At 62.5% G+C, this 25,169-nt stretch carries 18 protein-coding genes, 1 tRNA gene and 1 pseudogene; 8 read left to right on the forward strand and 12 right to left on the reverse strand.

The window, feature by feature from the left end; translation table 11 throughout:
- Window positions 1-58: 58 nt before the first annotated feature.
- Window positions 59-1,723 (reverse strand): energy-dependent translational throttle protein EttA, encoded by a 1,665-nt coding sequence (gene ettA / locus BM154_RS06050; protein WP_074881450.1) that lies wholly within the window; start codon window positions 1,721-1,723, stop codon window positions 59-61.
- A gap of 366 nt (window positions 1,724-2,089) precedes the next feature.
- Here ettA and BM154_RS06055 point away from each other — a divergent pair, with 366 nt between their 5' ends.
- Complete coding sequence (locus BM154_RS06055) at window positions 2,090-6,256, forward strand: sensor domain-containing protein (protein ID WP_208609424.1); 4,167 nt, start codon at window positions 2,090-2,092, stop codon at window positions 6,254-6,256.
- A 122-nt stretch (window positions 6,257-6,378) separates the two neighbouring features.
- Window positions 6,379-7,632 carry a serine hydroxymethyltransferase gene (gene glyA / locus BM154_RS06060; protein ID WP_074881451.1) on the forward strand — a complete coding sequence of 418 codons (1,254 nt, stop codon included), beginning with the start codon at window positions 6,379-6,381 and terminating at the stop codon, window positions 7,630-7,632.
- A 75-nt stretch (window positions 7,633-7,707) separates the two neighbouring features.
- On the opposite strand, the gene BM154_RS06065 is transcribed toward glyA, so the two are convergent.
- The 3 genes from BM154_RS06065 to BM154_RS06075 all read right to left on the reverse strand — a co-directional run bounded on the left by BM154_RS06065 (window position 7,708) and on the right by BM154_RS06075 (window position 10,026).
- Window positions 7,708-8,013 carry an ArsR/SmtB family transcription factor gene (locus BM154_RS06065; RefSeq protein WP_074882410.1) on the reverse strand — a complete coding sequence of 102 codons (306 nt, stop codon included), beginning with the start codon at window positions 8,011-8,013 and terminating at the stop codon, window positions 7,708-7,710.
- Between the two features lie 88 nt (window positions 8,014-8,101).
- A complete protein-coding gene (locus tag BM154_RS06070; RefSeq protein WP_074881452.1) occupies window positions 8,102-9,226 on the reverse strand; it encodes an alkene reductase in 1,125 nt (374 codons plus the stop codon).
- Between the two features lie 413 nt (window positions 9,227-9,639).
- On the reverse strand, window positions 9,640-10,026 hold the full coding sequence (locus tag BM154_RS06075; RefSeq protein ID WP_074881453.1) for a hypothetical protein: 387 nt from the start codon (window positions 10,024-10,026) through the stop codon (window positions 9,640-9,642).
- A gap of 189 nt (window positions 10,027-10,215) precedes the next feature.
- Between BM154_RS06075 and BM154_RS06080 the strand changes: the two genes are divergently transcribed.
- The gene (locus BM154_RS06080; RefSeq protein WP_074881454.1) at window positions 10,216-11,847 is read left to right on the forward strand and encodes a hybrid sensor histidine kinase/response regulator; all 1,632 of its coding nucleotides are present in this window, start codon (window positions 10,216-10,218) and stop codon (window positions 11,845-11,847) included.
- On the opposite strand, the gene BM154_RS06085 is transcribed toward BM154_RS06080, so the two are convergent.
- The 8 genes and pseudogenes from BM154_RS06085 to BM154_RS06115 all read right to left on the reverse strand — a co-directional run bounded on the left by BM154_RS06085 (window position 11,844) and on the right by BM154_RS06115 (window position 19,638).
- Window positions 11,844-12,497, reverse strand: a complete 654-nt coding sequence (locus BM154_RS06085; RefSeq protein WP_074881455.1) for a LuxR C-terminal-related transcriptional regulator — start codon at window positions 12,495-12,497, stop codon at window positions 11,844-11,846. The genes BM154_RS06080 and BM154_RS06085 overlap by 4 nt on opposite strands.
- Before the next feature lie 180 nt (window positions 12,498-12,677).
- Entirely contained in the window at window positions 12,678-13,268 is a 591-nt protein-coding gene (locus BM154_RS06090; RefSeq protein ID WP_074881456.1) for an acyltransferase, read from the reverse strand.
- A 145-nt stretch (window positions 13,269-13,413) separates the two neighbouring features.
- Entirely contained in the window at window positions 13,414-14,376 is a 963-nt protein-coding gene (gene egtD / locus BM154_RS06095) for an L-histidine N(alpha)-methyltransferase (protein WP_074881457.1), read from the reverse strand.
- A 2-nt stretch (window positions 14,377-14,378) separates the two neighbouring features.
- The gene (gene egtB, locus BM154_RS06100) at window positions 14,379-15,662 is read right to left on the reverse strand and encodes an ergothioneine biosynthesis protein EgtB (RefSeq protein ID WP_074881458.1); all 1,284 of its coding nucleotides are present in this window, start codon (window positions 15,660-15,662) and stop codon (window positions 14,379-14,381) included.
- A gap of 372 nt (window positions 15,663-16,034) precedes the next feature.
- Window positions 16,035-17,369 (reverse strand): hypothetical protein, encoded by a 1,335-nt coding sequence (locus BM154_RS23755; protein ID WP_139225391.1) that lies wholly within the window; start codon window positions 17,367-17,369, stop codon window positions 16,035-16,037.
- Window positions 17,362-18,420: a nucleoid-associated protein gene (locus tag BM154_RS06105; RefSeq protein ID WP_074881459.1), complete on the reverse strand. Its 1,059-nt coding sequence runs from the start codon at window positions 18,418-18,420 to the stop codon at window positions 17,362-17,364. Before BM154_RS06105 ends, BM154_RS23755 begins: the two co-directional genes overlap by 8 nt.
- 61 nt (window positions 18,421-18,481) lie before the next feature.
- Window positions 18,482-19,251: pseudogene (locus BM154_RS06110) on the reverse strand (nuclease-related domain-containing protein).
- A 310-nt stretch (window positions 19,252-19,561) separates the two neighbouring features.
- A tRNA-Ile gene (locus tag BM154_RS06115) sits at window positions 19,562-19,638 on the reverse strand.
- A gap of 285 nt (window positions 19,639-19,923) precedes the next feature.
- Here BM154_RS06115 and BM154_RS06120 point away from each other — a divergent pair.
- The 5 genes from BM154_RS06120 (at window position 19,924) to argE (ending at window position 25,148) form a co-directional block, all read left to right on the forward strand.
- On the forward strand, window positions 19,924-21,411 hold the full coding sequence (locus BM154_RS06120) for a diguanylate cyclase (protein WP_074881460.1): 1,488 nt from the start codon (window positions 19,924-19,926) through the stop codon (window positions 21,409-21,411).
- A 169-nt stretch (window positions 21,412-21,580) separates the two neighbouring features.
- Window positions 21,581-22,879 carry a flavin-containing monooxygenase gene (locus BM154_RS06125; RefSeq protein ID WP_074881461.1) on the forward strand — a complete coding sequence of 433 codons (1,299 nt, stop codon included), beginning with the start codon at window positions 21,581-21,583 and terminating at the stop codon, window positions 22,877-22,879.
- Window positions 22,879-23,304 carry a RidA family protein gene (locus BM154_RS06130; RefSeq protein WP_070884426.1) on the forward strand — a complete coding sequence of 142 codons (426 nt, stop codon included), beginning with the start codon at window positions 22,879-22,881 and terminating at the stop codon, window positions 23,302-23,304. Before BM154_RS06125 ends, BM154_RS06130 begins: the two co-directional genes overlap by 1 nt.
- A gap of 10 nt (window positions 23,305-23,314) precedes the next feature.
- Window positions 23,315-23,992 carry a DUF1028 domain-containing protein gene (locus BM154_RS06135; RefSeq protein ID WP_074881462.1) on the forward strand — a complete coding sequence of 226 codons (678 nt, stop codon included), beginning with the start codon at window positions 23,315-23,317 and terminating at the stop codon, window positions 23,990-23,992.
- Complete coding sequence (gene argE, locus BM154_RS06140) at window positions 23,985-25,148, forward strand: acetylornithine deacetylase (protein WP_074881463.1); 1,164 nt, start codon at window positions 23,985-23,987, stop codon at window positions 25,146-25,148. The genes BM154_RS06135 and argE overlap by 8 nt, the downstream gene beginning before the upstream one ends.
- The last annotated feature ends 21 nt before the right edge of the window (window positions 25,149-25,169 follow it).

Raw genomic sequence — 25,169 nt, forward strand, 5'->3', positions numbered from 1 at the left:
CAAGGAAACGCAGCCATAAAAAAACGGAGCCCTGAGGCTCCGTTTTCTACAGCAGCGCTTACTGCGCCAGCTTCTTGTGCCGTACCCGGTGCGGCTGGGCGGCGGCGTCGCCAAGGCGTTTCTTGCGGTCGGCTTCGTACTCGGTGTAGTTGCCTTCGAAGAAGATCACGCCGTCGTCCTCGTAGGAGAGGATGTGGGTGGCCACGCGGTCCAGGAACCAGCGATCGTGAGAGATCACGATGGCGGCGCCCGGGAAGTCCAGCAGCGCGTCTTCCAGCGAACGCAGGGTTTCCACGTCGAGGTCGTTGGACGGTTCGTCGAGCAGCAGCACGTTGGCGCCCTCCTTCAGGGTCAGGGCCAGGTGCAGACGGCCACGCTCACCACCGGAAAGGTCCTTGACGAACTTCTGCTGGTCGGCGCCCTTGAAGTTGAAGCGGCCCACGTAGCCACGCGACGGCACCTCGTAGTTGCCGATCTTGATCATGTCCAGGCCGTCGGAGACCGCTTCCCAAACCGACTTGCTGCCGTCCAGGTCGTCGCGGCTCTGGTCGACACAGGCCAGTTGCACGGTCTCGCCGATCTCGATGCTGCCCGAGTCCGGTTGCTCCTTGCCCATCAGCATGCGGAACAGGGTCGACTTACCGGCCCCGTTACCGCCGATCACGCCAACGATGGCGCCCTTCGGTACGCTGAACGACAGGTCTTCGACCAGTACGCGATCGCCGTAGCCCTTGGTGACGTTCTTGAATTCGATAACCTTGTCGCCCAGACGCGGGCCGGCCGGGATGTAGATTTCGTTGGTCTCGGCGCGCTTCTGGAATTCCTGGGACTGCATTTCCTCGAAGCGCTGCAGGCGTGCCTTGGATTTCGACTGGCGCGCCTTGGCGCCTTTGCGCACCCACTCCAGTTCTTCCTTCATGGCCTTCTCGTGGGCCGACTGCTGCTTGGACTCCTGGGCCAGGCGCGCCGACTTGGCTTCCAGCCAGCCAGAGTAGTTGCCTTCGTAGGGGATGCCCGCGCCGCGGTCGAGTTCGAGGATCCAGCCGGCGACGTTGTCGAGGAAGTACCGGTCGTGGGTAATGGCCACCACGGTGCCAGGGAAGTCGTGCAGGAAGCGCTCCAGCCAGGCCACCGAGTCGGCATCCAGGTGGTTGGTCGGCTCGTCGAGCAGCAGCATGTCGGGGGCCGACAGCAGCAGGCGGCACAGCGCCACGCGGCGCTTCTCGCCACCGGACAGGTGCTCGACCTTGGCGTCCCAGGCCGGCAGGCGCAGGGCGTCGGCGGCGACTTCCAGCTGGCGCTCCAGGTTGTGGCCGTCGCTGGCCTGCAGGATGGCTTCCAGCTTGGCCTGCTCGGCGGCCAGCTTGTCGAAGTCGGCATCCGGCTCGGCGTAGGCGGCGTATACCTCGTCGAGGCGCGCCTGGGCGTCCTTGATGCCGCTGACCGCTTCCTCGACCACTTCGCGCACGGTCTTGTTCGGGTCGAGCTGCGGCTCCTGGGGCAGGTAGCCGACATTGATGTCCGGCATCGGCCGGGCTTCGCCGTCGAACTCCTTGTCCACGCCGGCCATGATGCGCAGCAGGGTCGATTTACCGGCACCGTTGAGGCCCAGCACACCGATCTTGGCGCCCGGGAAGAACGACAGGGAGATGTTCTTGAGGATCTCGCGCTTCGGCGGCACGACCTTGCTCAGCCGATGCATGGTGTAGACGTATTGAGCCAAAATTCAGACCTCACTAATAAATGGCGACGATGGCGCGCACCCTATGCCAAGACGCTGCAGCACGCAAACGAAGAAATGCCGCGCCGGGGCACGGGCAGGTCGGCTTCCATAAGGAGACGACCTGCATGGCGATGACCGGGCATTTTCGGCGATCTGCGTCAGACTAGGAAGAGTAGCAAGCGGGTGACATTCGTCACCTGGGCTGGCACTTCGCCACATTTATGGCATGCTAGCGCCCCCGGGAAGCGGACGCCCTGATTACCCTTTTATCGCAGCACCGGCCTACTCGATCCCGCCGTTGCAGGACGTCATCACGTGTCAGCCCCAGAAACCATTCGCCCCCAGCGCGAGACCACGATCACCCCCATGCGCCGTTCCTTCAAGGGCGCATTGATCGTGCTGGTGCTCGGCCTGTTGGTGCTGCTGCTCTGGCAACTGCAGTTCGAATTCCGTCAGTTGAAGGACAACCAGCGCACGCTGAGCCTGGCCGTCAGCGAACAGATGGCCAAGCAACTGAGCCTGAGCATGGCCGCCATGGCCAGCGCCGGGTGTGCGGTTCTCTATGCCACTGACGAATCCCCCATGGACGCGCGGCACGAGCGCTACCTGAGCAACCTGCGCCTGGTCTTTCCCACCCTGCAGCGTCTCATCCGCCTGGACGCCAGCGGGCAGCCGGCCACGGAAAATCCCCTGCCGCCTGACGAGCGCGCACTGCTCGACGGGCTGCAGGCCCGGGCCGGCGGCCAGCATTACTACTATGCCTTCGACCCAGGTGACAGGGGCCTTATCTACCTGCTCGTGCGGGTCGAGAACAGCACCTGGGTCCTGCAGCTGCATGCCGGAGCGCTCGACAGCTGGCTGCTCAAGGCGCCCCATGAGGATTTCTCCTGGCTGCTGGAAGATACCGCCAGCGGGCGGGTGATCGCCGATTCGCACCCCAGTGCGGCGCGCGAGCGCCGCTACCCGGCGGTAACGGCGGCCAACCAGGCGCAAACCATCCTGCTGCGCAAACTACCCGGCTCCGACTGGCAGTTGCGTGCGATGCTCGATGAAGGCCAGGTGCAGGCCCAGGTGCTGCCGGAGATGCTCGGCAAGATCATGCTGTTCACCCTGTGCAGCCTGCTCACCCTGTTCGCCCTCTATCGCCTGGTACGCGAGCAAAGCCTGCTGCACGCGCTCAATGCCGCCTCGCGGCGCTCGCTGTACCAGGCCGCCAGCGCCCTGGGTGCCATCGAAGAGCGGGTGCTGGTCACCGACGCGACCGGTCGGCTGACCTACCTCAACCCCCAGGCCGAAGCGATGTTCGGCCTGAGCACCCAGCACGCGCGCCAGTGGCACCTGCTCGAACTGCTGCCGCGCCTCGATCCGTTGCTGCTGCATGCCACGGCGTTCAGCAGTGACCAGGACCCCGACGTGGTGGAGATCCACCAGCACGGCCAGAGCCGCCTGTTCACCATCAGCCGCAGCGACCTCGGCGACGCCGAGCGCCACCTGGGCTTCGTCTGGGTACTGCGCGACGTCACCGAGCAGCAGCAGGCCACGCGCGTACTGCAGGAAACCCGCCGACGCTACCAGGACATCTTCGATGGCACCGGTACCGCACTCTGCGTGCTCGACCTCGCCGGCCTCTACCATTTCCTGCGCGAGCAGGGCCTCGATAGCGGCGCCCAACTAAAAGCCTGGCTGGACGCCAACCCGCAGCGCCACGGCGAACTGCTGCAGCACATGCGCTTTACCGAAACCAATCAGATCGCCCTGCGCCTGCTAGGCGTGAGCACCACCGAGCAGGCCTGGGAACAGCTGATCAACCGTGGTGCGGTACGGGCCGATGGCTTCCGCGCCCAACTCAGCGCCGCCCTGCTCGATGGCGGCGGCCACCTGGAGCTGGAAAGCCACATCGAGGGTGCCAACGGCATCGTTCGCCACCTATGGCTGGTGATGCGCCTGCCGGAAAGTCCCCAGGACCTGCACGCGGTCGCCCTGAGCATCAGCGACATCACCAGCCGCAAGCGCATGGAACTGTCGCTGGTCGAGCGCGAGCGCTTCTGGTCCGAAGTGGTGCGCGCCGTGCCGGACACCCTGTACGTCACCGAGCTGCCCAGCCGCACGCAGCTGTTCAGCAACCACGATTTCGCCAGCCGCCTGGGCTACGAAGCAGGCACCCTGACCAGCCACGGCGAGAATTGGTGGAAGCACATCGTCCATCCCGATGATCACGACCTGCATGAGCGCGTTCTCAACCTGCAGCGCGTACTGGGCAAAGGCGTGCTGCTCGAATCACAGTTGCGCGTGCGCCACCGCGACGGCTCCTGGCGCTGGTTCAGCATCACCGAGCAGGCCCTGGCGCGCGATGCCAATGGCTGGGTCAGCCGCCTGATCAGCGTGGCCAGGGACATCACCAAACAGATCGCCCGCAATGAATCGCTGCGTGAAAACGAGCACCGCTACCGCATGCTCGCCGAAAGCATCAGCGACGTGATCTTCTCCACCGACAACCTGCTCAACCTCAACTATGTCAGCCCCTCGGTGCACAGCGTGCTCGGCTATCCCGCGCAGTGGGTACAGGCCAATGGGTTCGGCAGCCTGGCGACCAACCCGCAGCAGCTCGCCGCGGTTTATGCGCTGCTCGAACGCATCCGCAGCACCCTCGGTATACAGCAGCAGATGCATGAGCTGCGCCAGACACTCACCCCACAGCTGTTCATCCTCGACCTGCTGCGCGCCGACGGCCGCAAGATTCCCGTGGAGCTGCGCCTGGTGCCGATGTGGGACGACAATGGCAAGTTCGAAGGCCTGCTCGGCGTAGGCCGCGACGTGACCCAGCAGCGTCGCGCCGAGAAGGATCTGCGCATGGCCGCCACGGTATTCGAGCACTCCACGGCGGCGATCCTGGTCACCGACCCGGCGGGCTACATCGTGCAGGTCAATAACGCCTTCAGCCGGGTCAGCGGCTACAGTGCCGAGCAGGTGCTCGACCAGCTGCCCGGCATGCTCACCGCCGACAGCCAGCAGAGCACCCACCTGCATTACGTGCTCAACCAGCTGCACCAGCGCGGCACCTGGGAAGGCGAGATATGGCTCAAGCGCCGCGACGGCGAGAACTTCCCGGCCTGGGTCGGCATCACTGCGGTGCATGACGAGGAAGGCGACCTGGTCAGCTACGTGTGCTTCTTCAGCGACATCAGCGAACGCAAGGCCAGCGAGCAGCGCATCCACCGCCTGGCCTACTACGACGCCCTGACCCAGCTGCCCAACCGCACCTTGTTCCAGGACCGCCTGCACACCGCCCTGCAGCACGCCGAACGGCACCGCGAATGGGTTGTGCTGATGTTCCTCGACCTCGACCGCTTCAAGCCGATCAACGACTCGCTCGGCCACGCCGCCGGCGACCGCATGCTCAAGGACGTGGCGGTGCGCCTGGCCGCCTGCGTGGGCGACGACGACACCGTGGCGCGCATGGGCGGCGACGAATTCACCCTGCTGCTGCGCTCCAGCGCCAGCCGCGACGCCGCCCTGCACCGCGCCATCCATGTGGCCGAACAGATCCTCGCCAGCCTGGCCCAGGCCTTTGTGCTCGAAGGCCGCGAGTTCTTTGTCACCGCCAGTATCGGCATCGCCCTCGGCCCGCAGGACGGCAACGAGCCGAGCCAGTTGATGAAGAACGCCGATACCGCCATGTACCACGCCAAGGAGCGCGGCAAGAACAACTTCCAGTTCTACCAGGCGGACATGAACGCCAGCGCCCTGGAGCGCCTGGAACTCGAAGGCGACCTGCGCCATGCGCTCGAGCAGGGCGAGTTCCTGCTCCACTACCAGCCGCAGTTCTCCGGCAACGGCAAGCGCCTGACCGGCGTCGAGGCGCTGCTGCGCTGGCAGCATCCCAAGCGTGGCCTGGTGGCGCCCGATGCGTTCATCCCGGTGCTCGAGGAGCTCGGCCTGGTGGTGCAGGTTGGCGACTGGGTGCTGGCCGAAGCCTGTCGCCAGCTGAGCATCTGGCACCACAACAAGATCCGCGTGCCAAAGGTGTCGGTGAACCTCTCGGCCCGCCAGTTCAGTGACGGCGACCTGCGCCAGCGCATCGAGCGCACCCTGGCCGACAGCCGTATCCCCGCGGCATGCCTGGAGCTGGAGCTGACCGAAAGCATCCTCATGCAGGACGTCGGCGCCGCACTGCAGACCCTCACCGACCTGAAGAACCTGGGCCTGTGCATCGCCATCGACGACTTCGGCACCGGCTACTCGTCGCTCAACTACCTCAAGCAGTTCCCCATCGACGTGCTGAAGATCGACCGCAGCTTCGTCGACGGCCTGCCCCAGGGCGAGCAAGACGGGCAGATCGCCCGCGCCATCATCGCCATGGCCCACAGCCTGAACATGTCGGTGATCGCCGAAGGCGTCGAGACCCAGCAGCAGCTCGACTTCCTGCGCACCCACGACTGCGACGAGGTGCAGGGCTACCTGCTGGGCCGGCCGATGCCCGCCCACCAGTTCGAGGCGCAGTTCTGCGGGCGCAGCCTGTTCATGCTCGAGTGATCAGGGCGCTTCGTGAGCGCCACTTGTCCCGGTCATGATCACGCTTCATATGCCTGGTCAGCTCGGATGCGGTAGAATCCGCACCCTATTTCATCCGCCCAGCTGACTTTCAGGGGATTGCCATGTTCAGCCGTGATTTGACCATTGCCAAGTACGACGCCGAGCTCTTCGAAGCCATGCAGCAAGAAGCTCTGCGCCAGGAAGAGCACATCGAGCTGATCGCCTCGGAAAACTACACCAGCCCCGCGGTGATGGAAGCTCAGGGTAGCGTGCTGACCAATAAGTACGCCGAAGGCTATCCGGGCAAGCGTTACTACGGTGGTTGCGAGCACGTCGACGTGGTCGAACAGCTGGCCATCGATCGCGCCAAGGAACTGTTCGGTGCCGATTACGCCAACGTCCAGCCCCACGCCGGCTCGCAAGCCAACGCTGCTGTCTACCTGGCCCTGCTGAGCGCCGGTGACACCATCCTGGGCATGAGCCTGGCCCACGGCGGCCACCTGACCCACGGTGCCAGCGTTTCCTCCTCGGGCAAGCTGTACAACGCCATCCAGTACGGCATCGATGGCAACGGCCTGATCGACTACGACGAAGTCGAGCGCCTGGCCGTCGAGCACAAGCCGAAGATGATCGTCGCCGGTTTCTCGGCCTACTCCCAGGTGCTGGACTTCGCCCGCTTCCGCGCCATCGCCGACAAGGTCGGTGCCTACCTGTTCGTCGACATGGCCCACGTGGCCGGCCTGGTTGCCGCTGGCGTGTACCCGAACCCGGTGCCGTTCGCCGACGTGGTGACTACCACCACCCACAAGACCCTGCGTGGCCCGCGCGGCGGCCTGATCCTCGCCAAGGCCAACGCCGAGATCGAGAAGAAGCTCAACTCCGCGGTCTTCCCGGGCGCCCAGGGCGGCCCGCTGGAGCACGTCATCGCCGCCAAGGCGATCTGCTTCAAGGAAGCCCTGCAGCCCGAGTTCAAGACCTACCAGCAGCAGGTCGTGAAGAACGCCAAGGCCATGGCCGAGGTGTTCATCGAGCGCGGCTTCGACGTGGTCTCCGGCGGCACCGAGAACCACCTGTTCCTGCTCTCGCTGATTAAGCAGGACATCTCCGGCAAGGACGCCGACGCCGCCCTGGGCAAGGCCTACATCACCGTCAACAAGAACTCGGTACCCAACGACCCACGTTCGCCGTTCGTGACCTCGGGCCTGCGTTTCGGCACCCCGGCCGTCACCACCCGCGGTTTCAAGGAAGCCGAGTGCCGCGAACTGGCCGGCTGGATCTGCGACATCCTTGCCGACCTGAACAACGAAGCGGTGATCGACGCCGTTCGCGAGAAGGTCAAGGCCATCTGCGCCAAGCTGCCGGTCTACGGCAAGTAAGCCTCGACGCAGCAACAAAGAGCCCGGCCAAGTGCCGGGCTTTTTTATGGGGGCCATCAAATGCCGCGGGGGCGCTCAGATCGTTTCTTTCAGAGCGGCCAGCAGCTGCGCGATCTTTTTCTCGTCGCGCTTGTAATAGGTCCAGGGGCCGATGCGCTGCGAGGTGACCAGTTGAGCACGCTGCAGCGCCGCCAGGTAATTGGACACAGTGGACTGGGACAGGCCGACCCGCTCCTGGATGATGCTCACGCACACCCCCAACTGGTCGGCATCGGCTTCCTGCTCCGGGAAGTTCTGCCTGGGGTTCTTCAGCAAGCTGAGAATGGCCAGGCGGGTCGGGTTATCCAGCGCCTTGAGCGCCTCACTGACATCGATATTCATGGTCTGCGGCACAGAGTGGTTTCGGCGATTTTACGCTACTTGCAGCCATACCGCTGCGTACCTTCGGCCAGTGAAGCAAACCGGCGCCTCAGCCCTTGTAGGCCGGGTAGTCGCTGTAGCCTTGGTGCGTTCCGCCATACATGCTGGCGGCATCCAGCGGGTTGAGCGGCCAGCCATTGGCGATGCGCGCCGGTAAATCCGGGTTGGCGATGAAGGGCCGGCCAAAGGCGATCAGGTCCGCCCAACCCGCCTCAATCGCCTCGGCGGCAAGCTCGGCGGTGTACTTGCCGGCGTAGAGGATCTTGCCGCCAAATGCCGAGCGAACGGCGTTGCGGAAGCTGTCTGGCAAGCGCGGGGCGGCGTCCCAGTCCGCTTCTGCCAGCGACAGGTAGGCAATGCCGATCTCTTGCAGGATCTTGACTGCCTCGACATAGGTTTCATGGGGATCGTCCTCGACCAGGCCGAGGTAAACACGTTCCTCGGTGGTGCTGGCGAACAGCGGCGAAAAGCGCACGCCCATGCGATCCGCGCCGATGACCTCGGCAATGGCCTGGGTGACCTCGCGCAAAAAGCGCAGACGATTGTGCAGCGAGCCACCGTACTCGTCGGTTCTCAGGTTGCTGTGTGCGGAAATGAACTGGTTGACCAGGTAACCGTTGGCGCAGTGAATTTCGATACCGTCGAAGCCAGCCTCCATCGCGTTGCGTGCTGCCTGAACATAGAGCTGCACCAACGCTTTGACTTCATCGGTGGCCAGGGCGCGGGGCACCGACGGCTCGGCCAGGATGCCGCTCCCGGGCCCCGTCTCGATGAATACCTTGACGCTGCTCGCGGCAATGGCAGACGGCGCGACCGGCGCGCCACCGCCAGGCTGCAGCGAGGTGTGAGACACCCTGCCGACATGCCAGAGCTGCGCGAAGATCACACCGCCCTCGGCATGTACCGCATCCGTGACTTGCCGCCAGCCCTCGACCTGCTCGGCGCTGTGTATGCCCGGGGTCCAGGCATAGCCCTGGCCACGGGGCTCGATCTGCGTGCCTTCGGTGACCATGAAACCGGCACCGGCGCGTTGCCGGTAATAGGTGGCCATCAGCGGGTTGGCAACGTTGCCCGGCTGGGTGCTGCGCGAACGCGTCAGCGGCGGCAGGACGATGCGATTGCGCAAGGTAAAGGGGCCCAGCTGGGTAGGCGTGAACAGGGCTTCGTGATTCATGGCGTAAAAGTGCATTCCAGACAGGTACTGACAAAAGAAGGCGCAGAGGCGCAGCCGCAAGGCTGCAACACTCCACGCGATCATCGGGGGCGCATACTAATCGTCATATCTACAAATGCCAATATGCAAATATCTAATTATATAATCTCTCGCTGTAGCAAGTGCCGGTACTGCAGTGACGCACCTATGGCCAACAGGCCTCGATCGACCTACCCGGAAGAGCAGGCCCGCTACAGCAGCGCTGCTGTGTACTGAAGATGACGGGCTGGCAAGCCGGCGCCGGGGGAACAGCCCCAGGCGATGGGGCACCGCCGATATGAGCTGGAGTGCACCGCGCAACGAAAAAGCCGCGCATTGGGCGCGGCTCGTTCGGCGGGTCTTTCAGGCGGGATCGCGCGGCCAGGCCGCCCTGATCAACGCGATGCTGCGGCCGGGGCGACAGCCGCCGTGCAGGGTGCACCGGCGCCAAGGCCGGCGGTCATGCTTTCGACGTTGTTGAGCACGTTGTTGCCCTGGTTGACGCGCTGGGCCTTTTCGGCAGCGTCGACACGCTGGGCATAGGTGGCGGAGTTGCCTTGCAGGCTCTGCTGGGTTTCCAGCATGGAGTTGGCGATGCTCAGCAGGCTACGCCCCGAAGAGATCAGGCTGTCGGTGGTGCTCGGCGTACAGGGTGCAGCGCCATTGGCGGCGACCTGGGAGCTGTGCAGCCCCTGGCTTTGCGTGTTCTGCGGCAGGCACCCGGCAAGCGTGACCAGCATCGGTGCGGCGAGCAGAGCCGCAAGCGTTCCTTTGATTCGCATGTGAATTCCCTCGATCACTGGGCTCCGACTCGGTGCCGAAGCGATGCCGGGGATTCTAGGAAGCGTGCCTGGGCGGCGAAATAGTACGGGTGTGCTAGCGGCACTTTGCAACCGACGCCCACCTTGCGCCGTCAACTGGCCGCGGCATATGGTGAACGGATGCCCGTCTGAGCCGCACAGGGAACCGTCATGCTGGCCACCGCCTCTCCTACCTACGACGTCGAACGCGCCCAGGCCGTCGTGCGCCTGGTCATCGCGCCGATAGCCATCGGCTACACCCTGCTGATGCACCTGCGCTCGGCCATCGACCCCACTCTGGCCGGCTGGATCCTGTTGCTCGAATCCCTTTTCCTGGCCGCCTCCCTGGCCCTGTGGATCGACATCCGCCGGCGCCCCGGCAACCACCCGGCGCGCCGCGTGCTGACCATGCTCAGCGACTACACCTGCATCACCGTAACTATCGCCTTCGGCGGCGAGCCGATGCTGCCGGTCTACGCCATCCTGATCTGGGTGACCGTGGGCTACGGCCTGCGCTACGGCTCCAACTACCTGCTGCTGGCGACCGTGCTCGCCACCCTGTCGCTGCTGATCATCGCCGGCACCTCGGCCTACTGGCAGTCGCAGCCCTACCTGATCGTCACCCTGCTGCTCACCACCCTGATGGTGCCGGCCTACATGCACGCCCTGCTCAAGCGCTCGCGCCTGGCCGCCGAGGCCGAGCAGGCGGCCAACCGGGCCAAGTCGCAATTCCTCGCCCAGGCCAGCCACGACCTGCGCCAGCCCATCCACTCCATCAGCCTGTTCACCGCCTGCCTGCGCGACAGCAACCTGGACGGCGAGCAGCACCGCCTAGTGGAGAACATCGACAAGTCCCTGAACAGCGTCGCCCGGCTGTTCCGCACCATCCTCGACATGTACTCGCTGGACAGCGGCAAGGTGGTCGCCCATATGGAGCCCCTGCCGCTGCAGGGCCTGCTGCGCCAGCTGATCCAGCAGAACCTTGAGGCCGCGCGCTGGGCCGGCGTGGAGATCCGCCTGCACTGCCCGGACGTCCATGTGCACGCCGACCAGGGCCTGCTGACCACCATGCTGCAGAACCTGCTCACCAACGCCCTCAAGTACGCCCCCGGCCAGCCCATGCTGATCGGTTGCCGGCGGCGCGGCGCGCATCTCTCCATCGAGTTCTACGACAAGGGCCGCGGCATCGCTGAGGCGCACCTGGAAAACATCTTCGAGGAGTTCTACCGGGTACGCCAGACACGCGACAGTGACGTGGAAGGCATGGGCCTGGGGCTGACCATCGTGCGTCGCCTGGGCAAGCTGATGGATCTGCAGGTGCGCATCCGCTCGGTGGAAGGCAAAGGCACCCTGGCGGCCATCGATGGCCTGCAACTGGCCAGCGCACCGGCCCGGCAGGCCGCTGCGCAACCCGCCCGGCCCCAGGCACCGAGCATGCTCAACGGCCTGCGCGTATGCCTGATCGAGGATGACCACAACGTGCTGCTGGCCACCGCCACCCTGCTGAAGAAATGGGGCTGCATGGTCGACACCCATACCTCGCTGCCCGACGTGGCGGCGGATATCGACCTGGTGGTGACCGACTTCGACCTCGGCCTGGAAGCCTCCGGCGCCGACTGCATCGCCCATGTGCGCGCCCTAGCCGCCCGCCAGGTGCCGGCCATCATCATGACCGGCCACGACGTGCGCCGCGTGCAGGAAGCGGTGGGCGACGACCAGATCCCGATCCTCTCCAAACCCGTGCAACCGGCCGAACTGCGCTCGCTGCTGGTGGCGCTGAGACTCAAGGCGCGGGCGGCCTAGCGCAGCCCCGCCTTGGCCGCCATGGCCGCTGCCGCGGCGCGGCTGCTGACATCCAGCGTGCGCATCAGCGCCGACACATGGATGCGCACGGTAAAGGGCGAGATATCCAGCTCGCGGGCGATTTCCTTGTTGGCCAGGCCGCGCACCAGCAGGCGCAGCACGTCCTGCTGCCGCGGCGTCAGCTGCTCCAGCAGGTGCCGAGACTCGGCAAAAGCCGGCACGCCGGCCGGCCCCAGGGTCAGCACGAATTCCCCGTCACGCACCGCCTGCAACGCCTCGGCGATCTCGTCAGGGGGCGTCGCCTTGCCGATATAGCCATCGGCCCCCACGGCCATCACCTGGTCGATCACCTCGCGGTTATCGACCATCGACACGATCACGATGGAGCTACGCGTATAGCGCTGGCGCAACCCACCGATGGCCTCTGGCGACTGCCCTGGAAACAACAGGTCGAGCATGAACAGGCTGGGCGGCGGCCCCGCAGCGGCCAGGGCCAGCACCTCGTCCATGTCGCAGGCCTCGAAAATGCAGGCATGGGGAAACACCCGCTGCGCGATGCGGCTCAGCCCCTCGCGGAAAATCGGGTGATCATCGGCCACGATGATGCGTTCTTGTGGCGGCCGTTCGAGGATGGGGGGCGTATGGGTCATGGGCTCAGACTAAGGTCATCTACCGGCACGTGCCAGCACTGATTCACAGACTGGAACGATGAAGCGATCGACAGTTCGCAGCGGACGTAACCCGACGGCACGAATCAATACCCCGGGGCGCCCACTGCAGAAGCGAGCGAACCACGGCAGCAACAGCGCCTGGTTCGCAGGATCGCGACGTTACCAACCCATATTGAAATGGATGCCCGGGCTGAAGCTGAACCGCGGATCGGCGGCGATCAGCTCGTCCTTACCCTTCTCCCTGGCTACGCGCACGTTGAAGGATTGCGGCTCGACGATCTCCTCAAGCGATGCACGGCTTGCCGCCTTGATGATCGCCGGGTTCTTCACCCACTCATCGACACTGGCCGGCGCCAGGGTGAAGCTCACGGTCCAGGCACCGGACAGGGCCGGCGGCAGGTCGCTCTCAGCCTCTTCATCGATGACCTTGATATCGCTGATCTGGTAGCTGTCCGTGTAGCAGAAGCCGGAGCGTTCGGCGTCGTATTCGGCCTGGCCCTTCTCGGTCAGCTGGTAGCCATCGGCGCTCTGCGCGATAAAGCCCATTTCCTCGAACGGCCGGGTGATCGCGCCGTTCTTGCTGGCCATGTCGGACGGAATCGGGAAACGCTTGAACAGCGTCGAGGTGGCGCAGCCTTTGCCGGAAACACTGTCGGCCAGCGTTTTGGAAATTTCCGACTCGGACGGCGCGCTTTGCCCACAGGCGGTGATCAGGGCGGACAGAGTGATGAGGGTTAGCAAGCGTTGCAAAGTGGTCATCCTTTTCGAGGGTGTGTGCAGTAGGCGCAGCGCCTGAAGATGATCAGGCCCGCCATGCCGATGCTTACAGACACCATCGCCGCGCAGTGGTTGCCGAGATTCGTGCAGTGCAATTGGCGTGATGGCGGCTGCGCCCTCACTCGCGCCGCAAGAAATGCACGCTGAACAGCTGCGCCGGGTCGCGCCACATAGCCACGGAGACGAAGCCACATTCGCCAGCCAGGCCGACAAAGGCACCGGGCGTGTACTTGTAGGAGTTCTCGGTGTGCAGGGTTTCGCCGGCGGCGAAGTCGAACACCTGATCCTCGATGCGCACCTGCTGCGCCTGCCGGCTGACCAGGTGCATCTCGATACGCGAGGCCTGCTCGTTGTAGAAAGCCCGGTGCTCGAAGCGTCGCGGGTCGATATCGCTGTCCAGCCCGGTGCGGATACGCTCGAGCAGGTTGAGATTGAACAGCGCGGTCACCCCGGCCGCATCGTTATAGGCACGCTCCAGCACCTGGCGATCCTTGACGAGATCCACGCCGATCAGCAAGCCGCTACCGGCCGGCAGCGCCTGATGCAGATTGCGCAGAAAGGCACGGGCCTCGCTCGGATCGAAATTGCCGATGCTCGAGCCGGGGAAGAACGCCAGCGGCCGTTGCCCCAGCGCCTCGGCGGGCAGCTTCAGCGGTTGGCTGAAGTCGGCGCACAGCGCGTGCACGTCCAGCCAGCGGTAATCGGCGGCCAGGCGGCGCGTGCAGATATCCAGGAATTCACGGGAGATATCGATACCCAGGTAGCGCGCCGGGCGCAGGGCTTCGAGCAGCAGGCGAATCTTGCGGCTGGCGCCACTGCCCAACTCCACCAGGCTGGCATTGCGCCCGGCCAGCTCGGCGATAGCGCCTGCCGACAGGCGCAGGATGGTTTCCTCGGTGCGCGTCGGGTAGTACTCCGGCTGCTGGGAGATCAGCTCGAACAGCTGGGAGCCGCGGTGATCATAGAAGAACTTCGGCGACATCGCCTTCGGGCTGGCGGCGAAGCCGCGCAGGGCCTCCTCGCGCAGTGCCTGCTTTTCCGGGCTCAGGGATCGTGCTTGGGTACGGATTGCCAGTGCCATGCTCAGAGCTCCTTGGCCAGGCGCAGACCGGAGAACTGCCAGCGCATGGTGGGGTAGAAGAAGTTGCGATAGGTGGGCCGCACATGGTCTTCCGGCGTGGCGCAACAGCCGCCGCGCAACACCATCTGCCCGGACATGAACTTACCGTTGTACTCGCCCAGGCTACCGCCCAGCGGTCGAAACCCGGGGTAAGGCCGGTAGGCGCTGGCGGTCCATTCCCAGACATCGCCATACAGCTGCTGCAGGCCATCGCCCTGCCCCGCCGCCACGGGCTGCAGGTGATCGTTCTCGACGAAGTTGCCCCACACGGGCTCGTCCTGGGCGGCGATTTCCCACTCTTCCTCGCGGGGCAACCGAGCCTGGGCCCAGGTGGCGAAGGCCTCGGCCTCGAAATAGCTCAGGTGGCAGACCGGCGCATCCAGATCCAGCTCGCGAGGCCCGCCCAGGGTCAGCTCCAGCCAGTCGTCGCCCTCGCGCTGCCAATACAGCGGCGCCTGCCAGCCGGCACGCTGGATATGGTCCCAACCGTCCGCCAGCCACAGCGCCGTGCTGCGGTAACCACCATCGCGGATGAACTCAAGATATTCGCCATTGCTCACTGGCCGATTGGCCAGCTGGAAGGCTTCGGCGAACACCCGATGCTGCGGCCGTTCGCAATCGAAGGCAAAGCCCTCCCCGCTAAAACCGACCTGGCGCAGCCCGGCGGGAAACTCGATCCAGCGCAGCTCGCTCGCCGCCGTACCGCCCGGCTTGAGGTCATGACGGTAAACCGGACGAAGCGGGTTCTGCGCCAGGATGTGCTTGATATCCATCAGCAGCAGCTCCTGATGCTGCTGCTCGTGCTCCAGCCCCAACTCGATGCGCTGCAGCACCTCGTCGGGCAACTCAGCACCTCGCTGGCTGAACAGCTGCTCCATGGCCAGATCGACGTGGCTGCGATAGGCGTACACCTCGCTCACCGTCGGCCGCGACAACAACCCCCGCCGCGCCCGTTCGAAAGGCGTGCCGTGGGTCTTGTAGTAGGAGTTGAAGAGATGGTCGTAGCGCTCATCCAGCGGGCGATAACCCGGCAGGAACGGCTGCAACACGAAGGCTTCGAAGAACCAGGTGACATGGGCCAGATGCCACTTCGGCGGGCTCACGTCCGGCATGCTCTGGATCACATAATCCTCGGCCTCCAGCGGCTCGCAAAGCCGCTCACTGGCAGCGCGGACGCGCTGGTAGCTCTGCCATAGCTGTTCGACGTGCAGTGGGGAAGTGGCGATCCTGCTGGTGCGGTCTCGCATAACACGCATCCTGTGCCGGCGCCGCGAAACGCGACGGTTCTAGAGCCGACTGGATGGGGGTTGGAAAGGTTCAGGGAAAGTGGCTGGGTGGCACCGTTGAGTAGTTGGCCACAATGAGAATTGAGGAAAGGCGCGGCTTTAAAAATGGCGGGCCTACACGGACTCGAACCGTGGAACCGAAGATTATGAGTTGCCTGGAAAATGCCGAAAGCCTAGTGAAGCCTCGTATAGGCTGGGGTAGGTACAGCTAGCTGAAAGTAGCGGGTGACTGGCGTTGAGCGCAGTTAAGTGGAGGTGTATGAGGCTAGTTACTGTACCGCTAATGTACTTTCATCGTGGTTTCGGAATAAGGCTTAGAGCTGTAAGGTAGGCCTATCCCCCGAATACTAGCATGCTCAATATTACCAATATTAAAACTGCATATATAAAATCAATGACATTCTTTATTCGACCATAGTTCTCAACAGCCTCTCTGATAGGGCGCCTTGATATCTTTTTAAGCTCTCTTTCTGGAATTAGGGAGCTAAGACCTTTACTCCAGTTTCTGCGAAATCTTATCTGAGTGCGAATGAATATTTTGTTCTGGTAGCCAGTAAGAAGAATACTAGTTGCTAACCAGACAGCCGTTGCCACCAGCAAAAAAGACGCACTTTCTTTGGAAATAATGCTCTTTGCAACCAGCGTTTGTCTTAACGTTGCAACTACGAATGCTATACTTGCATCGCGGAGAAGAGCGGATGTAAGAGCGCTTGTTTTTTCAATTATTTTATTTGTCTCGTCGGAAACCGTTTTTCGAATATCAGTTATTGCCTTTAATAGCTCGCCTGTTTTAACTAATAGGTGATTTTTGTAGTCTTCTCGAGAGTTTGAGAGAGACGACTTAATGGTTCTCGAGATATATCCGATCCAGGCCTCGGATTTTTTTAGGTCATTGTGGGAAAGTCTTTGACATAGCAGCGTATGCCTTATCTCGACTTCTCTCGATGTTTCAAAAATCCAATTGAGAGCGTCGTGAATATGGGGGTGCTCATCTCGCGTGATTGCCATAACATGGTTGTCATGCTGAACATCTAAGGTCTTCCCCCCTTTAATTGAGCAATATTTATTTCCATCGATAACTGATATTTCAGATGCTAAGAGCATGGACGCTTTAGGCGTGGCAATCTCTAGCCATTTCGAAAATAAATAATCAGGATTTTCAGGTGTACAAGGAGTCACCCAAAACAAGTGGTGGTGGCTGATTTGCGAGCCCGTATAGTCTTTTATTATTTTCCTAGGGTCAACCAAGGTAATATTTTTCTTATCTTGAATGCTGCCTTTGAGCAAATCCCACTTGGTGAAATTGCAGGTTAAAGTATTGAAACTCACAATATCTTCATATATGAAAATATTCTTTGACCTCACTATTTCACTTGACTCCAGGTTTTTCAAAAACCCTTGAATCGTGAAGAAATAGTTATCCTCTTCGGTTCGAGCCTTATTAAAAACAACTAGTTCAATTTTGAAGCTTGATAGATCGTCAAGGGTAGGGAGATTTATTCTCTCGCTAAACTCATCGCTTATTTGAAGTGAAAAGTCAAAATCCCCTTGGGCAGCCAGTTTGTTCAGTTCAGAAGCCAATAGGCTGTCTGCAGCGTTTTGAGGGCGATAGAATGCTGCATCTAAAGACTCCCCTTCAAACGATAGCCTTGAAAAAATATCAATCATCCGCTTCGTCTTCCAAGACATACTGGTCGGTAACTATTCGGATTATCTTCTTCGCACCGTCATCTTCAAAAAATATGTTTTTATTTATGTCATTGCTCGTATAAATAACTCTTACCCCCTCATAGGTCTGTTTTATTTTCTTAGAGCCCTGTTTGATCGCCTCCTGAGATATTTCAAACTTCTCGTTTGATATTTTTTTCTTCTTCAAGGATGCGGCAAAAGCTTTTCTTACCTTTTCTTCTTTGTGCGCCTCACCAAAGGCTGCTGTGAGGATTTGCTCGTGATTTTCCGGATCAAATTCCACGGTATCTTTCACAGCTTGTCGTATTTTGCTCTTAAGCCTTCTTCTTATTTCTGAAGGGATTAGTGCTGATTGAGACCTTGCTGTTTCTTCAAGCGCCGCTATGAGCCTCTCTGTCAATAGAGTACCCGTAAATAAACGATCGGCTTGCAAGTAGATTTTCAGTTTCTCTGTAATATCACCCTTACTCCCACTTCTGTCAGTACAAACCATACTAAATCGAGGGCAATCTATATCAAAAAGCACTGATTTTTGAATTGCTTTTTTGTCTTGTACAAAATTGTTTAGGAACTGATTGAGAATAGGCTTTGACTTCCCATCCTCTAGTGTCTCTGTTGTGTATGAAATAACACTCATGTCGTCATACTTTATCATCGCCCCGTACGTTTTAGATTTGTTTTTTATTTTCAAAAGCATCAGTGCGCCAGGTATAAGTCTTTTGTCTGACTGAAAAAGCTCCTGAAATTTCTCTGCAAGCCGTTCAGACGTATCAACAAAAGCGTGCTGACTCGTCAATGCCATTTTCACTTGGTCTTTTACCCAAGAGTCACCTTGGAATTGATATTTGGTCCCTTTGATCGTCTCCCTCAGTCTATCCAAAAAGAACTTAGAATAATCCTCAGGCGTTTCTACCTCCATAAGAATTCTCGGTGCATTTAAGTTAGGACTTACTACGTGAAATATAATTCGTTCCAGCTCTGCCTCATCTGCGATATCGTATTCGGTATCTTCTATAGTTTCTTCTATCATTATTGATTTCTTCTTTTAATCTTGATGCTCATTGATTGGAAGTGTTAGCGCTTTTCTAGGATCATAACCCTTGCATTAGTCTGCACTTCGGAAAAGCCGAGCAGCCCCAAAACTGCTGCCCCGCTCTCGCCCCTGTTTTCACGGTGCGAATCAGCAGCGCACTACCGCATTTCGGGCATTGCGGTCGGCTGTCGGATCACTACGGCGCTTGACGTTCTGCACGTGCTCGCGGTGTGTAGCAAAGGTCGGCGCACGGCGACCGGTTTGTAAAGCGTGCAGCATGGCGTCGACTTTAGCCTCGCTGAAGACCGCCTGCTGGAATGACTGGATATAGCGAATAAAGCCAATGCCCTGGGTCACGTTGGCCGGCACGTCGGTTTTGAAGGTGCTGCCGCCGACAAAGGTGATGACCGAGTGCAGGTGCTCGGGGTTAACGCCAAGGGTCGCTTCCAGTGCTTTGAGGTGCTTGTAGTTCTGTCGCAGCGGGTTCTGGAATTTAAAGCTGCTTTTGTAGAGCTTCTGCGTCCACTGCGCCTGCCTCTCGCTGCCGAAGATCCAGCCGCTCATGTTCTTCGTTTCCAGCACGAAGATGCCGTAGGGCGAGAGGAAGACGTGATCGATCTGCGTAGTGCCGTCGGGCGTATTCAGGGTGACGTTGTGCAGGCGGCGGTAGGTGCGCTTATCGAGTTGTCTGTGCGCGAAAAAGCGCACCAGCAGTTCGCCGATATGGCCCTTGGCCCACGGCGATTTGAGTAGGCCGATCAGCAGGGCTGCGGGAATGAACCAGGCCAGCATGCCCCAGACCTGACCGACTATCGGGCTGTAATCCATTTTCTTCCTTGAGCAGCGCGACTTGCAGAGCGCCCGGTTGCAGGGCGTGCAGGTGTGCCGAAATCCAAAAGCCTGGCACTGGCGCGGATAATGGCTAATTGCTTTCAAGGACTCAAGAGGGTTGCGACCATAGTTCTAGGGTCGATGGCTCCTGCTCTATCGCTGCGCGAGCCGATTAGGCGCGTTATTCGGCTCATTCGGTGAGCCGAATCAACCAATACGCGGCAATAGAGGGGCGCCAGGCGTTGCGCCTGGTTAGAAACTGACCAGCGCAGAAACACGAAAGCCGCGCAATGCGCGGCTTTGAAGGTGGTGGGCCCACACGGACTCGAACCGTGGACCAAAGGATTATGAGTCCTCTGCTCTAACCAACTGAGCTATAGGCCCCCAGAAGGCTGGCGGAGTATACCGATGCACTCCCCCGAGTGCCAATCCGATGCGCCGCAGCGTGTGCGAACGCCCGGAAGGTTTCATCGGGTGGCAAACGATTGCGTGTTCCGCCCCCCGCAAAACCACGTGCAATCCCCCCGCCGCTTTGTTCATAATTTGCACGACGTTCCTATCCTGCCGTGCCGCTCACGCTGCCGATACGAGCCCAACCAGCCTAGCCGGGCCCGCACCTTGACGAGTCAGACCTCCAAGATTGCTCACTTAAGACGCCTGGTCGTGATCATGACCAGTGTGGTGGGTGTGGCCGTGCTGCTGCTCACTTACCTGCAGGTGGAGTGGGACAGGCGCGAGGCGCTGCGCCAGCATGTGGCCGATATGGAGAACCTGGCGGCGGCGCTAACCCGGCAGGCGGAGTCGACCATTCGTGATGCCCACACGGTGCTAATCGGCATCCAGCGCAAGCTGCAGGTCTCCGGTTATGGCGCCGAGAACCTGCACGAAGTGCTCGAGGTAGCCCGTGCCCAGTCGGCGATCCTGGCCGATGTGGAAGGCTTCACCGTACTCGACGCCGACGGCCGCCCGCTGCTCACCACGGTGCCCAACGCCACCCTCCGTTTTACGGCGCAAGACCGCGAGTACTTCAGGGTACACAGCGCCCATCAGGTGACCGGCCTGTACATTGGCGCACCCATCCAGAGCCGCCTGAGTGGCGACTGGGTGATTGCCCTGACCCTGCGCCTGAGCGATGCCAACGGGGAGTTTCGTGGCGTGGTGCTGGCCACCTTGCTGGTCCGGCACTTCGTGGATTTCTACCGCAGCATCGATGTGGGTAGCCAGGGCGTGATCGGCATGGTCAAGCGCGATGGCACCCTGCTGGTCAGGTCGCGAGAATCCGCCGAGAACGCCGGCCTGGATATGTCCAGGAGCCCGGTGCTGCGCACGGTCAACGAAGACGGCGTGAAGCGCGGCAACATGGTGCTTACGGCGATGATCGACGGTGTGAAACGCATCTATGGCTTCGATACCAGCGACGAATACCCGATCCTGGTGGGCGCCTCGCTAGGCGAGGAGCAGGCCATGGCAGGCTGGCGCAGCCGCGCGTTGCGCAGCGGGTCGCTGAGCGGCGGCGTGCTGGTGATTCTGCTCTCCATGGGCTGGCTGATCTGGCGCGCCCTGGGCCGCCAGGAGCGCATGGAGGCGCGCCTGCAAGGCATGCACCGCGACCTGGCGCTGGCCAACCACGCGCTGCAGATCATCGCCGGCGAGGATGCCCTGACCGGCCTGGCCAACCGCAGGCGCCTGGATGAAACGCTGCGCGCCGCCTTTCAGTCCGCAGCGGCCCAGGGCCAGCCGCTATCCTTCGTGCTGCTGGATGTGGACCATTTCAAGCGTTTCAACGACCAGTACGGCCACCCGGCCGGCGACGAGGCGCTCAAGCAAGTCGCCGAGATACTCAAACGCCATGCCCGGCGCAGCGCAGACACCACCGCACGCTACGGCGGCGAAGAGCTGGCGCTGATTCTACCGAGCGCGGAAAGTACGGCGGCCATGGCTGTGGCCGAGCGCATCCGCGCCGATGTCGAAGCCCTGGCGATCGCCAACCCGGGCTCGCCCTACGCCAACCTGACCCTGAGCATCGGCGTCGCCTCGTGCGTGCCCGGGCAGACCATGCACACGCCTGCCGAGCTGGTCGCCGCCGCGGATGTTGCCCTGTACGCCGCCAAGAGCGAAGGCCGCAACCGCGTGATACTGAGCGAACAGCCCGGCTGACCCCTGCCGTGGCGGTGCCCAGCTTTTTGCTGGGTAACGACTACAAAAAGGCTAATTTCGCTATCCCCCACCTCTGAACACAATGGCCACAACGCACGAACGGCTCGTGCGCCCCGGCCTGGGCCGTCCCTGGGCATGGGCGCCCGGCCTCCTTCAGAGGGACGCAACGATGGCTGTCGAAACAACCCAAATAGACACCCTGGTGGTGGGCGCCGGCCAGGCCGGCGTGGCGATGAGCGAGCACCTGACCAAACTCGGCGTGCCGCACCTGGTGCTGGAACGCGAACGCATCGCCGAGCGCTGGCGCAGCATGCGCTGGGACTCGCTGGTGGCCAACGGCCCGGCCTGGCATGACCGCTTCCCCGGCCTGGAATTCGACATCGATGACGACGCCTTTCCGGGCAAGGAACAGGTGGCCGCCTATTTCGAAGCCTATGCGCGCAGCTTCGACGCACCGATCCGCACCGGCGTGGAGGTGCACAAGGTACGCCGCAATGCCAATCGCCCCGGTTTCACCGTGGAAACCTCCGAGGGGCTGATCGAAGCCAATCGCGTGGTCGCCGCTACCGGCCCCTTCCAGCGCCCGGTGATTCCCGCCATCGCGCCGCAGGACGAGCGCCTGCTGCAGATCCATTCCGCCGACTACCGCAACCCGCAGCAGCTGCCCGCCGGGGCCGTGCTGGTGGTGGGCGCCGGCTCCTCCGGCACGCAGATCGCCGATGAGCTGATGCAATCCGGCCGCCAGGTGTACCTCTCCGTCGGCGCCCATGATCGGCCGCCACGCAGCTACCGCAACCGGGACTTCTGCTGGTGGCTGGGCGTGCTCGGCGAGTGGGACCAGGAAACCCCCAAGGCCGGCCGCGAGCACGTGACCATCGCGGTCAGCGGCGCCTACGGCGGCAAGACCATCGATTTCCGCCGCCTGGCCCACCAGGGCATGACCCTGGTCGGGCTGACCCGCTCGTTCGACAACGGCGTGGTGCAGTTCGCCAACGACCTGGCCGACAATATCCGCCGTGGCGACGAGAACTACCTGGCGCTGCTCGATGCCGCCGACGCCTATATCGAACGCAATGGCCTCGATCTGCCGGAAGAACCCGAGGCGCGGCGTATCCCGGCCGACCCGGCGTGCATGAGCGAGCCGCTGCGCGAACTGGACCTGATCGCTGCCGGCGTGACGTCGATCATCTGGGCCACCGGCTTCGCCACCGGCTTCAGCTGGCTGGAAGCCGACACCTTCGATGCCAACGGCAAGCCCCAGCACCAGCGCGGCGTGTCCCGCGAGCCGGGCATCTACTTCCTCGGCCTGCCGTGGCTGTCGCGCCGCGGTTCGTCGTTCATCTGGGGCGTGTGGCACGACGCCAAGCACGTCGCCGACCACATCGCCACGCAGCGCAAGTACACCGCCTACCGCGATGCCGAGCAGCGCCAGGCAGCCCCCGTCACCCGCCTGCAGGGAGTCAAGTGATGCCCACCCATACCCGTATCCGCATGTTCAACACCAAGGACACCTACCCCAACCAGGCCCTGGACAACGACCTCTGCCAGGCCGTGCGCGCCGGCAACACGGTGTACGTACGCGGCCAGGTCGGCACCGACTTCGACGGCAACCTGGTGGGCCTCGGCGACCCGCAGGCGCAGACCGAGCAGGCCATGAAGAACCTCAAGCAACTGCTGGAGGAAGCCGGCAGCGACCTGTCGCATATCGTCAAGACCACCACCTACATCATCGACCCGCGCTACCGCGAGCCGGTGTACAAGGAGGTCGGCAAATGGCTCAAGGGCGTGTTTCCGATTTCCACCGGGCTGGTGGTCTCGGCCCTCGGCCAGCCGCAGTGGCTGATGGAGATCGACGTGATCGCGGTGATCCCGGACGACTGGCCAGCCCAATAAGGAGGCGTGCATGACCTTTTCCATCGTCGGGCGCTGCCCGGACACCGGCCAGCTGGGCATCGCCATCAGCTCGTCAAGCATCGCCGTCGGCGCCCGCTGCCCCTGGCTGCGCGCCGGCGTCGGCGCGGTGGCCACCCAGAACGTCACCCTGCCTGCCCTCGGCCCGCAGATTCTCGATTTGCTGGAACAGCAGGCGCTGGCGCCAAGCGATGCCCTGCAGCATGCCTTGAGCGCCAATGGCTGGAGCCAGTATCGCCAGGTTACGGTGATCGACAGCCAGGGCCGCACCGCGCTGTTCAGCGGCAATGAGGCGCTGGGGCTGTACAACGCCGTGGCCGGCGAGCAGTGCGTGGCGGCGGGTAATCTGCTGGCAGGCGAGGCGGTGATCCAGGCCATGGTCGAGGCCTTCGAGAGCGCCAGCGGGCAACTGGCCGACCGCCTGCTCGCCGCCATGCACGGGGCGATGGCCGCTGGCGGCGAAGCCGGCCCGGTGCACTCGGCGGCGCTCAAGGTGGTGGGCGATCTGGTCTGGCCGATCATCGATCTGCGCGTCGACTGGGCAGATAGCGACCCCATCGGCCAGCTCGATGGCCTGTGGCAAGCCTACCGCCCGCAGATGCAGGATTACCTGACCCGCGCCCTCGACCCCACGGCGGCGCCACGCTACGGAGTGCCGGGTGATGAATGAGCCCACCAGCCGCGCCCTGCTCGAGCGGCTGATCGGCTTTGCCACGGTCAGCCGTGACTCCAATCTCGAGCTGATCGAATTCATCCGCGAGTACCTGGCCGGGTTCGACGTCGCCAGCGAGCTGTTCCACAACGCCGAGGGCACCAAGGCCAACCTGTTCGCCACCATCGGCCCGACGGATCGCGGCGGCGTGGTGCTGTCCGGCCATACCGACGTGGTGCCGGTCGACGGCCAGGCCTGGACGGTCGAACCCTTCCAGCTCAGCGAGCGCGACGGGCGCCTGTACGGCCGCGGCACGGCGGACATGAAAGGCTTTATCGCCTGCGTGCTGGCCGCGGTACCGAGCCTGGTGCAACGCCCGCTGCAGGTGCCGGTGCACCTGGCGTTTTCCTATGACGAAGAAGTCGGCTGCCTGGGCGTGCGCTCGATGCTCGCCGAACTGGAAAAACGCCCGCACAAACCGACCCTGTGCCTGATCGGCGAACCCACCGAGCTCAAGCCCGTGCTCGGCCACAAGGGCAAGCTGGCGATGCGCTGCGAAGTACACGGCGCGGCCTGTCACTCGGCCTACGCGCCCTACGGCGTGAACGCCATCGAATACGCGGCGCGGCTGATCGGCCACCTCGGTGATATCGGCGCGCGCCTGGCCCAACCCGAGCACCACGACCCACGCTTCGACCCGCCCTTCTCCACCGTGCAGACCGGCCTGATCAAGGGCGGCCGCGCCCTGAATATCGTGCCGGCTGAATGCGAATTCGATTTCGAGGTGCGCGCCTTGCCGGGCTTCGATGCGCAGCGCGTGCCGGACGAGCTGCAGCGCTACGCCGCCGAGCAATTGCTGCCGAAGATGCAGGCGGTGAGCGCCGCCAGCGATATCCGCCTGCAACCGTTAAGCGCTTATCCGGGCCTGGCCACGCCACCCGACAGCGAAGCGGCCCGGTTGCTGGCCAGGCTTTGCGGGTCGAATGACTTCGGCACCGTGGCCTTCGGCACCGAAGGCGGCCTGTTCGACGGCGCCGGCATACCCACCGTGGTCTGCGGCCCCGGCAGCATGGACCAGGGCCACAAGCCCGACGAGTTCGTCGCCATCGAGCAGTTACAGGGCTGTGATGTGCTGCTCCAGCGGTTAGCGGATTACCTCTGCGAGCCAAGCTGAACGCCACCCGTAGCCTGGGTT

This window comes from Phytopseudomonas argentinensis (assembly GCF_900113905.1).
Lineage (GTDB): Bacteria > Pseudomonadota > Gammaproteobacteria > Pseudomonadales > Pseudomonadaceae > Aquipseudomonas > Aquipseudomonas argentinensis.

Excerpts from the sequence above, each read along its gene's own strand:
- BM154_RS06125 (WP_074881461.1), top strand. The coding sequence starts at position 21,581 with ATGGCTGTCGAAACAACCCAAATAGACACCCTGGTGGTGGGCGCCGGC.
- BM154_RS06085 (WP_074881455.1), bottom strand. The coding sequence starts at position 12,497 with ATGACCCATACGCCCCCCATCCTCGAACGGCCGCCACAAGAACGCATC.
- BM154_RS06130 (WP_070884426.1), top strand. The coding sequence starts at position 22,879 with ATGCCCACCCATACCCGTATCCGCATGTTCAACACCAAGGACACCTAC.
- argE (WP_074881463.1), top strand. The coding sequence starts at position 23,985 with ATGAATGAGCCCACCAGCCGCGCCCTGCTCGAGCGGCTGATCGGCTTT.
- BM154_RS06065 (WP_074882410.1), bottom strand. The coding sequence starts at position 8,013 with ATGAATATCGATGTCAGTGAGGCGCTCAAGGCGCTGGATAACCCGACC.
- egtD (WP_074881457.1), bottom strand. The coding sequence starts at position 14,376 with ATGGCACTGGCAATCCGTACCCAAGCACGATCCCTGAGCCCGGAAAAG.
- BM154_RS06105 (WP_074881459.1), bottom strand. The coding sequence starts at position 18,420 with ATGATAGAAGAAACTATAGAAGATACCGAATACGATATCGCAGATGAG.
- BM154_RS06055 (WP_208609424.1), top strand. The coding sequence starts at position 2,090 with ATGCGCCGTTCCTTCAAGGGCGCATTGATCGTGCTGGTGCTCGGCCTG.
- BM154_RS06135 (WP_074881462.1), top strand. The coding sequence starts at position 23,315 with ATGACCTTTTCCATCGTCGGGCGCTGCCCGGACACCGGCCAGCTGGGC.
- BM154_RS06080 (WP_074881454.1), top strand. The coding sequence starts at position 10,216 with ATGCTGGCCACCGCCTCTCCTACCTACGACGTCGAACGCGCCCAGGCC.
- BM154_RS23755 (WP_139225391.1), bottom strand. The coding sequence starts at position 17,369 with ATGATTGATATTTTTTCAAGGCTATCGTTTGAAGGGGAGTCTTTAGAT.
- glyA (WP_074881451.1), top strand. The coding sequence starts at position 6,379 with ATGTTCAGCCGTGATTTGACCATTGCCAAGTACGACGCCGAGCTCTTC.
- BM154_RS06070 (WP_074881452.1), bottom strand. The coding sequence starts at position 9,226 with ATGAATCACGAAGCCCTGTTCACGCCTACCCAGCTGGGCCCCTTTACC.
- BM154_RS06075 (WP_074881453.1), bottom strand. The coding sequence starts at position 10,026 with ATGCGAATCAAAGGAACGCTTGCGGCTCTGCTCGCCGCACCGATGCTG.
- BM154_RS06120 (WP_074881460.1), top strand. The coding sequence starts at position 19,924 with ATGACCAGTGTGGTGGGTGTGGCCGTGCTGCTGCTCACTTACCTGCAG.
- egtB (WP_074881458.1), bottom strand. The coding sequence starts at position 15,662 with ATGCGAGACCGCACCAGCAGGATCGCCACTTCCCCACTGCACGTCGAA.